Origin of the sequence: Shewanella sp. ECSMB14102 (assembly GCF_000813075.1) — a bacterium.
Lineage (GTDB): Bacteria > Pseudomonadota > Gammaproteobacteria > Enterobacterales > Shewanellaceae > Shewanella > Shewanella indica.
Genome location: NZ_JWGX01000015.1, coordinates 108,588 through 117,469 on the forward strand (window position 1 = coordinate 108,588; position 8,882 = coordinate 117,469).

The 8,882-nt window shown below is 51.0% G+C and carries 7 protein-coding genes, 1 other RNA gene and 1 pseudogene; 8 read left to right on the plus strand and 1 reads right to left on the minus strand.

Annotation, left to right across the window (positions count from 1 at the left end):
- The first annotated feature begins 40 nt into the window (after positions 1–40).
- The 3 genes from RC73_RS06595 (at position 41) to RC73_RS06605 (ending at position 3,937) form a co-directional block, all read left to right on the plus strand.
- Positions 41–1,477 (plus strand): YcjX family protein, encoded by a 1,437-nt coding sequence (locus RC73_RS06595; RefSeq protein WP_039033899.1) that lies wholly within the window; start codon positions 41–43, stop codon positions 1,475–1,477.
- Positions 1,478–1,480: 3 nt separating this feature from the next.
- Entirely contained in the window at positions 1,481–2,614 is a 1,134-nt protein-coding gene (locus RC73_RS06600) for a TIGR01620 family protein (protein WP_052248036.1), read from the plus strand.
- 129 nt (positions 2,615–2,743) lie between these two features.
- Positions 2,744–3,937 (plus strand): trans-sulfuration enzyme family protein, encoded by a 1,194-nt coding sequence (locus tag RC73_RS06605; RefSeq protein ID WP_039033900.1) that lies wholly within the window; start codon positions 2,744–2,746, stop codon positions 3,935–3,937.
- Between the two features lie 48 nt (positions 3,938–3,985).
- Here RC73_RS06605 and RC73_RS06610 read toward each other — a convergent pair whose 3' ends face one another.
- On the minus strand, positions 3,986–5,380 hold the full coding sequence (locus RC73_RS06610) for a DASS family sodium-coupled anion symporter (protein ID WP_039033901.1): 1,395 nt from the start codon (positions 5,378–5,380) through the stop codon (positions 3,986–3,988).
- Between the two features lie 378 nt (positions 5,381–5,758).
- On the opposite strand from RC73_RS06610, the gene RC73_RS06615 reads away from it, so the two are divergent.
- The 5 genes and pseudogenes from RC73_RS06615 to RC73_RS06625 all read left to right on the plus strand — a co-directional run bounded on the left by RC73_RS06615 (position 5,759) and on the right by RC73_RS06625 (position 8,875).
- The gene (locus tag RC73_RS06615) at positions 5,759–6,067 is read left to right on the plus strand and encodes a ComEA family DNA-binding protein (RefSeq protein ID WP_039033902.1); all 309 of its coding nucleotides are present in this window, start codon (positions 5,759–5,761) and stop codon (positions 6,065–6,067) included.
- Positions 6,068–6,210: 143 nt separating this feature from the next.
- Positions 6,211–6,307, plus strand: an RNA gene (ffs, locus tag RC73_RS20055) — signal recognition particle sRNA small type.
- 71 nt (positions 6,308–6,378) lie between these two features.
- Positions 6,379–6,558: pseudogene (locus tag RC73_RS21470) on the plus strand (DUF6538 domain-containing protein); the annotation flags it as partial.
- Between the two features lie 138 nt (positions 6,559–6,696).
- Complete coding sequence (locus tag RC73_RS19815; RefSeq protein ID WP_152608420.1) at positions 6,697–7,635, plus strand: site-specific integrase; 939 nt, start codon at positions 6,697–6,699, stop codon at positions 7,633–7,635.
- 853 nt (positions 7,636–8,488) lie between these two features.
- On the plus strand, positions 8,489–8,875 hold the full coding sequence (locus tag RC73_RS06625) for a hypothetical protein (RefSeq protein WP_039033903.1): 387 nt from the start codon (positions 8,489–8,491) through the stop codon (positions 8,873–8,875).
- Positions 8,876–8,882: the final 7 nt, after the last annotated feature.

Consider the following 8,882-nt stretch of genomic DNA (forward strand, 5'->3'; position numbering starts at 1 on the left):
GGCGGTGCTTACCGCCCCGTTTGTTTGTATCAGGAGAATTATGGCAAGCGTCAGGCAAGAGTTCGGCAAACTCAAACACAAAACTCGTGAGTTGGCACAGCGCACCACAGACAGGCATCTTAGGTTGGCGGTTACCGGCCTTTCCGGCGCCGGCAAGACGGCCTTCATTACCGCGCTGGTGGATAGACTGTTGCGCGCAGGCACCGAGCCTGATGGCAGGGGCTTACCCCTATTTCAGGTGTGCCGCGACGGACGGTTACTCGGGGTAAGGCGGGAGCTGCAGCCGGATTTGACCATAGCCAGTTTTGATTTTGATGCGGCGATTGCCAGTTTGACCGCGGCCAGGCCCAGTTGGCCGGCATCGACCCGCAGCATCAGTGAGCTGCGGCTGACGCTCAAATATGTGCCTACCAAAGGGATGTTGGCAAAATTGGCCGACAGCGCCAAGCTGCATCTGGACATAGTCGATTATCCCGGGGAGTGGTTGCTGGATTTGCCCATGTTGAGCCAGGACTTTAACCGCTGGTCTGAAACCCGCTTTGCCCGGCAATCAACCCTGGAATCCTCGCCTCTTTACCCTAAATTTGCTGCGGCGCTGGCGACGCTGGATTTGTACGCCGATGCCGACGATCAGGCGCTGGCCGCCATTGCCGAAAGTTATCGGTTACTACTGCTGGATCTGGTGCATCAACAGGGGTTTTATCAGGCACAGCCGGGGAGAATGTTGCTGCCCGGAGAGCTGGCCGGTACGCCACTTTTGGCCTTTTTTCCCCTGTTACCTGAGCAACTCAAAGACAAGCAGCAACTGGCATCGGCCGGACGTCGCAGTAATTATCAGGTGCTCAGGCACAGATATCAGCAATATCTGGCCAAGGTGGTCAAGCCCTTCTACCAGGAGTATTTTGCCGGTTTCGATCGTCAGTTAATTCTGGTGGATTGTTTCAGCGCCCTTAATCGTGGCAAGGCGCAGTTTGAAGATATGGCCGAAGCTCTCAATGCCATCAGCGCCAGCTTCCAGTATGGGCAGTCTAATTTGCTGCGACGTTTGTTTGCTCCCCGAATAGATACTCTGCTGTTTGCCGCCAGTAAAGTCGATCAGGTGACCCGGGATCAGCAGGGCAATGTGTTGTCACTGCTCAGCGCTATGTTGGCACCCAGTCGGCAGCAGGCCGGATTTGCCGGCAGTCGGGTGGAAACCATGGCCATCAGCGCCATCAAGGCGACTCGTCACGGTATGGTCAAAGATGCAGATGGCGTGGAGGTGGAAGTGGTCTGTGGCCGGCGCATGAGCGATGGACAGAAGGTGACCCTGTATCCGGGCGAGGTGCCCAGAGCCTTGCCTGAAAAAGCGTTCTGGCAAAGGCAGGGATTTCATTTCTGTGAGTTTGCGCCGCCCGACAGCCAACCGGAACAAGGCTATGAACATATCCGGCTCGATCACCTGCTGGAGTTTCTTTTGGGCGACAAGTTGAGGTAAGTCGTGGCAAAACACAGTTCAGAAAAGCGTGTTGATAATGCTGCCGACAACGGCAGTCACGCTGATGAGGCGCAAACCACAGAGTTGGCGCCACAGAGAATTTTCAGTCATCAGCCGGAATCCGCCGCCGAATTGGCCGCGGCCAAGGATTTCCAAGGCGGTGACTTTGTTGAATACCCCACAGAAGCCGAACTGGAACAAGTGCTGAGTGCACAGCCCAAGGCGGATCAACTCATCTCCCTCAAGCCCAAACGCTGGTCCTGGTTGGCGCGTTTGGCCCTGTTGGGCGTGATGGCGGCAGTGGTGCTGCAGACACTGCTGGGTCTTATCGATGCCTGGCGCGACAGCCCTTGGCTGTTTGGTTTTTACAGCCTGGTGCTCGCTTTGGTGCTGGCCTGGGTAGGCAAGCTTTGTTTCGGGGAATGGCGCAAACTCAAACGCCTGCGCCAGGTGGAAGATACCCAGCAAACCGGGCAACGCCTGCTCGGCAGTATGCAGATGGGCGAAGCGCGCGATTTTATCTATGGTATTTGCAAGCAGATGCCCAAGGGGCCGGAGCAGGACAGGCTGCAGTCGCTGCTGAATCCGGAGCAGAATGACGCCGAGCAGTTGCAGCTGTTTGATCAGGTAGTGCTGACCGAGCGTGACAAGGTTGGCATGAAGCTGGTGCGCCGTTATGCGGCCGAATCGGCCCTATTGCTGGCGGCCAGCCCGCTGGCGGTACTGGATATGGCGCTGATCCTCTGGCGTAATCAGAAGATGATCCAGGATATTGCCCGCTGTTATGGGGTTGAACTGGGTTATTGGAGCCGTATTCGGCTGATTCGCGGGATCCTGGTCAATATTCTCTATGCCGGCACCACAGAGCTTGCCACCGACTTTGGCACCCAATTGCTGTCGGTAGAGATGTCCGGCAAGCTTTCGGCGCGGCTCGGTCAGGGACTGGGGGGCGGTTTGTTGACGGCGAGACTTGGCTATCAGGCGATGGCGCTTTGTCGGCCGCTGGCATTTTCCAGTGCCAGCAAGCCCAAACTGTCGCGGATCCATAAAGAACTGCTGTTGGAGCTAAAGGATTTTTCCGCTTCTGTGCTGGTGAGGAAACCCGAACGTAACAAAGATTTTACAACCAAGGAGTAATGATTTTTGCTTGCCGATTTGGGCAAGTCTTGCTGACTCAGTATGTTGGTGACAGGACAACTGAATCATCCCGGGCGATAAGCCGAATAACAATATAAGGGATGGTCGGACTGACATGGGGAGTTAAGCATGCAACACAAGCAGCCAAAAGCACTGCACTCAGCCACACTGGCTATTCATGGCGGCCACTCTGGCGAGCCTTCCGGGGCACTGGTATCGCCTTTATATCAGAGTGCCACCTTCTGTTTTGATACCGCCCAAAGCGGTGGTCGCCGCTTTGCCGGTGAAGAAGAGGGCTATATCTACACCCGCTTGGGTAACCCAACGGTTGCCGAGCTTGAGCGGCGTTTGGCGTTGCTTGAAGGCGCTGAAGCAGCAGCTGCTGCCGCGTCCGGCATGGGGGCGGTATCGGCGGCCTTGCTGGGATACTTGAGCTGTGGCGATCATCTGCTGGCTTCCTCGGCCGTCTATGGCTGTACTTTTTCTTTGATGACAGAGCAGTTTGCCCGCTTCGGTATTGAGGTTTCTCTGGTGGACTTTTCCGATCTCGCGGCGGTCGAGGCGGCTATTCGTCCCAACACTCGGGTGATTTTCTGTGAAACCCCGGTGAACCCGCATCTGGCCGTATATGATCTCTGTGCCATAGCCGCTATTGCCAAGCGCCATCAACTGACCAGCATAGTGGACAACACCTTTATGACCCCGCTGTTGCAGCAGCCTCTGCAGTTGGGAATCGATCTTGTGGTTCACAGCGCCACCAAGTATCTCAATGGCCATGGCGATGTTATTGCCGGTATCATCTGTGGTTCGCAAGCGGCGATAACGGCCATCAAGCAACAACAGCTAAAAGATATTGGTGCCGTGCTATCGCCTTTCGATGCCTGGTTGATTTTGCGAGGCCTGAAAACCCTCTCGGTGCGACTCGAACGTCATTGCGATAATGCCGAGCGCTTGGCGCAGTATCTCGAATCCCATCAAGCCGTGGCCAAAGTACATTATCCCGGGTTGGTTTCCCATCCGGGCCATCAGTTTATCGGCTCGCAGATGCGTAGGGCCGGTGGGGTGTTGGCGTTTGAGCTTAAGGCCGATTTGGAGCAGTCCATGGCCTTTGTCAATCGACTGAGACTGTTCAAAATTGCTGTGAGTCTGGGGGATTGTGAGTCACTTATTCAGCATCCGGCGTCCATGACCCATTCACCCTATACCCAGGAGGCGCGTATTAAAGCCGGTATAGGTGACAGTCTGCTGCGAATTTCGGCCGGGCTTGAGGATGTGGATGACCTGATAGCTGATCTGGAGCAGGCACTGACAGTGATCAGTTAAAAGAGACAAGGCGAGCATGGCTCGCCTTGTTTTTCGGGCTTTAGAGAATCAAATGCCCCAGAAGGTGTGGGCTATGATATAGAGCACCAACATACTGATGAAGTTGATGATAACACCGACTCGCATCATTTCAGATTGCTTTATGTAGCCTGAGCCATAGACTATGGCGTTGGGGGGCGTGGCCACCGGCAGCATAAAGGCGCAGGATGCCGAAATACCTATGAGCACTGACAGCATTACGGGCGATAGCCCCAATGCTTCGGCTATGGCAGCAAACACAGGTACCAGCAGAGCGGCACTGGCGGTGTTACTGGCAAACTCGGTCAGCATCACCACAAAGAAAATGACCGCGAACACGAACAGCGACATATGGGTACTGCCGAAGATGTCTGTCATCCAGTGTGCCAGAAAGACGCTGGTACCCGTGGTTTTCAGTACGGCGCTCAGGGTTAGACCGCCGCCAAACAGTATCAGTACACCCCAGTCGGTGGTTTTTTCTATCTTCTTCCAACCAACCAAGCCAAGTCCTGCCAGCAAAACCACTGCAGAAAGCGCGACTATGGTATCAAACTGGCTGATACCACCGAGCGCCTCTGATAAGGGCTTACTGAAGATCCAGCAGCAAACTGTGGCCAGGAAAATAAGCAGAGTCAGTTTTCCCTGAAAACTCAGTTTCTGATCTTCGATATCCAGTTTACATTCCACCGATAAGTCCGGTTTGAAATACAGATAGAGGGCGATCAGCATGGTTGGCAACATCAAAGCCACGGTCAAGAGGCCAAACTCCAGCCAGTCGCTGAAGCTCAAGCCGGCTTGGGCAGCGGCGATGGCGTTTGGCGGACTGCCCACCAGAGTACCTATGCCACCAATGTTGGCCGAATAAGCGATACCCAGCAACATAAAGACATAGGTGTTGTGCTGGCTCTCTCTATCCAGTTGCTGCAAAATTCCCAACGCCAGAGGCAACATCATGGCTGCGGTGGCTGTGTTGCTGATCCACATAGACAGCAACGCGGTTACCCCGAACAGCATCATACAGGCGATACTGAGTTTACCCTTGGAAGCCAGTAACACCTTTTGGGCGATAAGGGTATCGATTTTTTGATGGTGCAGGGCTGCAGCCAATACAAAACCACCAAAAAACAAATAGATAATTGGATTAGCAAAGTTGCTCATGGCAGCTTTGGTTTCAAACACACCGAAAAATACCGCCAGAACCGGAATGAGTATCGCCGTGATACTCAGATGAATGGCTTCAGTAAGCCAGAGCACAGCGGCAAATACCAAGATAGACAGACCGGTATTTACCCCGGGTTCAAAAGGTAAAAAATTGTGCAATAGAAAAAGCAGCAAGATATCTGCGGCCAAAATCAACATGTTACGTTGTTGGGTGCTCTTCTCTGTCTGCGAAGGGGGTAAGCTTTCCGTTTGTTCTAAAGACATTGTTAACTTCCTCGTCTTGTTTTTATGGCAAGCAATTTAGGGTATAGCTCACATTTGGCAAAGGGCTTTATTGGGTAACTTAACCACCTTGCCTAATACATTTGTATGAGGAATCTATCACGAAATTGGTAAATTGGAGAGCTGGATCACTTAAATTTGTCGCCTTTGGGCGTTTTTTTGTTTCAAACGGTTAGCTAAGAGGCGTTGCCTTTATATTACTGAAAGAGAATGAAAGTTTGAAACGGTGATCTGTGTCACATTAGGCTGTTGTACTAATGTCTAGTTGCAATAATTTGGCAATATCCGTGCGCTGGTCTACATTTCTTTTAGGCCAAGGAAAGGGATCTCGGCCTCAATGACCATGACAAGGAGTCTTCAATGAAAACACCATTCTATGCTTTATTACTTGCAACCAGTCTGAGTTTCCCCCTGTACGCCGGAGAGCCCACTAAAGACAAAACTTCACAAACGTCACCAGCCGGACAAGCACAGGTTCACCAAATCAATATTAATACTGCCTCGGAATCTGAGTTGCAGCTACTGAAAGGGATAGGAGAGGCCAAGGCCAAAGCGATTGTGGAATATCGCAGCAGCCAAGGAAAATTCAAATCCATTGATGAGTTGGCTCAGGTAAAGGGGATTGGGCCTAAACTGGTCGAACAGAATAAACATCTATTGGTACTTTGACCATAAGAGAAACACAAGCTTTTGTTTATCTTATGTTCACTTAAAAGCAATCGCGGCCAAACGGAGGTTATTTCCCTTGATCCAGACGAGGGCATGATGGATAATCCACGGCGTTGCAGCAAGGCTGCAAATCTGTGGTGACCCCAGGGTCCCCCCGCAATGATAACTTGTGAACCCGGCCAGGCCCGGAAGGGAGCAACCGTAGCAAGTGACTCATGTGCCGGGGTGTGGCTCTGGGGGAACCTCCAATTCCAAACCTTTTCAAATGGTTAGCTTGAGATAAACCTTGGTGGTACACAAGGTGGTCCACTTTGAGCTCGGCCAGAACATCATCCAGTCCTTATCTCTTCCAGTCCCGGCATGGTATTTGGTATGCCCGTGTAGTCGTTCCTGAAGACCGTAGAGATGCCATAGGGAAACGTGAACTCCGCAAGACACTTGCCACTAAAGACAAGCGCGAGGCTGTCCTGAGGTCTTGGGATGTGCTTAAGGCTCTGCATGCCTTGGCTAAAGGCAAAGCATCGGCGACACAATCCCCATCAGCCAGCTTGGAGTCTTCTCAAGGTCGTGCTGTGGTATCGGCCCCAGTCCCTCCTGAGATTCCCCCCGTATCCCCCCAGTTACCTAAGTTGAGCCAGATAGCGGATGAATACAGCCGGGAAAAGGTCTTGGGTGGTGCATGGTCGAAACATACTGAGAGCGTCAACCGCAAGACATTCAGAGACATGATTGCCTTGCTGGGCGACCTTAGGATTGACCAGTTCACCAAGGAGCTGGCTCAGAGGTATAAGCAGCACTACAGTGCCAAGACTGACCTGTCTGTCGCGACAATCAACAAGTACCTGACTCGGGTCACCGCCTTGTTACAGTGGGCCTCAGCTCACTATGTGACACCTGTTCACTATGGAACACCTAATCCCATGGCAGGAATGAGCATTCGTGTGTCGGCAAAGGTGAAGGTGTCTAAAGAGCGGGAGGCGCTGACTCCATTCCAAATCAAGCAGCTATTTCAAGCACTGCCCATAGGTAACGCTAAAAGGTACGCCTACAGGTACTGGGTGCCTCGGCTTGCGGCGTACACTGGGGCCAGAGTCGGGGAGTTGGCTCAGTTGTATCTGGATGATTTCACGGTAATTGATGGTCATCCGTGCATCCTTATCCGAGCCAGTCACCCAGACCAATCAATTAAGACCTCAAGCAGCGAGCGGGCCATCCCCATTCACCCTAAGCTGATAGCTCTGGGCTTCCTGCATTTTGTTGAGAGACAGCGAAACCTAGGTCATCAGCGCCTGTTCCCTGAGTTGCCTAAACAGGAGGCTCGGGGTTACTCCCATGCTGTTTCTAAGTGGTTCCACAACTTCAAAAGGAAACTGGACTGGGGAGAGCGAGAGACCTTGCACGGTATACGCCATGCGGTGGCAACCCAGTTGAAGCGCAAGGAGTTTAGCTCTGATTTGGTCGCCGGGTTATTGGGGCATCCCCATGGCTCAATTACCTTCGACCGCTACGGGAAGGAGTACAAGGTAAACAACCTGCTCAGAGTGGTTGAGGCTCTGGATTGGGAGTAGCGCTTAGTGTCATTCAATAGCTTGGCAGTTGATAAAGCTAAATAGTTGATAGCAAAAGGTGTATGCCTTACGTCTAATGGCGATTAGTTAAGACAGAACGCTTGACGATCTAATTGAAAGGATCAAAATCGGAAGACCTTATGTCATCGGATTTTTTGTATAGAGAAAATGCCGTTCACACTAAGTGAACGGCATTACGCATCGTTGCGGACTTTTTGTTTCTAAACCTCACTCAGTCGGTAGTGGTTGCTCTTTGATGAAGGTGGCAAGTATTGGATAACACAGGTGCGTAAAGAGAACCCTTTATTCGCCACAAGGTAAGAGGTAATTGGAGGGGATAAACGTGGGGTATTATATTTGTTGTAAACCACTTTTCCGATGTTGCGTCTTTAACAAATGCATGTACGATTGTGACAATAAGTACGATTCTACAACTGAAGTCTAGTCAAAAATCGGATGTGCGGTAAAGAAGTTATCGACATGGCCAAATAGTTTTATTAAATTACGCGCGCCTGGTTTTCTGCGATAGTTTTTGGGTCAAAATTTCTGTTCGCAGAGCCAGTTAGAGCTCGGGTTAACTGATGAGTCAATATAATTTATCACTAAGCCAAAAGGCGACTGCTCTCAAACGTTTTGCGTCTTGAGGTTGGTTGGCTTTGAATATGTTTCGATAAAGTTGGTTTAACTGTTTTTTATGGGTTTTAAATAGGCCGTCAATATTTGTTACTGTTCAATAACAAGGTTTTCTTGCCAAGAGGTAAATGAAACTTGTTGTTTCAGTAAGCCTTATTTTAATGCAAGGCAAGCGAGTATTTAACACGAGTACTTTGTCAATAATCTCTAGAGAAACTAAATGAAGAAAAGTATTATTTCTATAATGGTTTTATCTGCGATGCTGGCAGGATGCAATAATGATGATTCATTGGGTGAGGTGCCACCTACGGAGGTTATTCCTCCGACAGATGTGGTTCCACCTACAGAGATCATTCCACCAATAACTTATATAGGTCAGCTCCAATCATCAGGACAACTCATTAAAGGTGAAGTGGACTGTAATGGGCAGCGAGTTATTGATGGTAGATTCGAAGTCCTTCAAGGGATTTCCTTTGACTGTCGTGTGGGCAATGTTGTTCTTGGTGAATTTACCGCTCCATTTCCGAATGAGACTCGTGATCAGATCCAAAATGGCAAGATAGAAACCCGCGAATTCAACTCCGAAGTGCACCACTCGCTAAATTAGGCTGCCT

Coding starts and splice junctions, on each gene's coding strand:
- RC73_RS06595 (WP_039033899.1), top strand. CDS start 41: ATGGCAAGCGTCAGGCAAGAGTTCGGCAAACTCAAACACAAAACTCGT.
- RC73_RS06605 (WP_039033900.1), top strand. CDS start 2,744: ATGCAACACAAGCAGCCAAAAGCACTGCACTCAGCCACACTGGCTATT.
- RC73_RS06610 (WP_039033901.1), bottom strand. CDS start 5,380: ATGTCTTTAGAACAAACGGAAAGCTTACCCCCTTCGCAGACAGAGAAG.
- RC73_RS06615 (WP_039033902.1), top strand. CDS start 5,759: ATGAAAACACCATTCTATGCTTTATTACTTGCAACCAGTCTGAGTTTC.
- RC73_RS06625 (WP_039033903.1), top strand. CDS start 8,489: ATGAAGAAAAGTATTATTTCTATAATGGTTTTATCTGCGATGCTGGCA.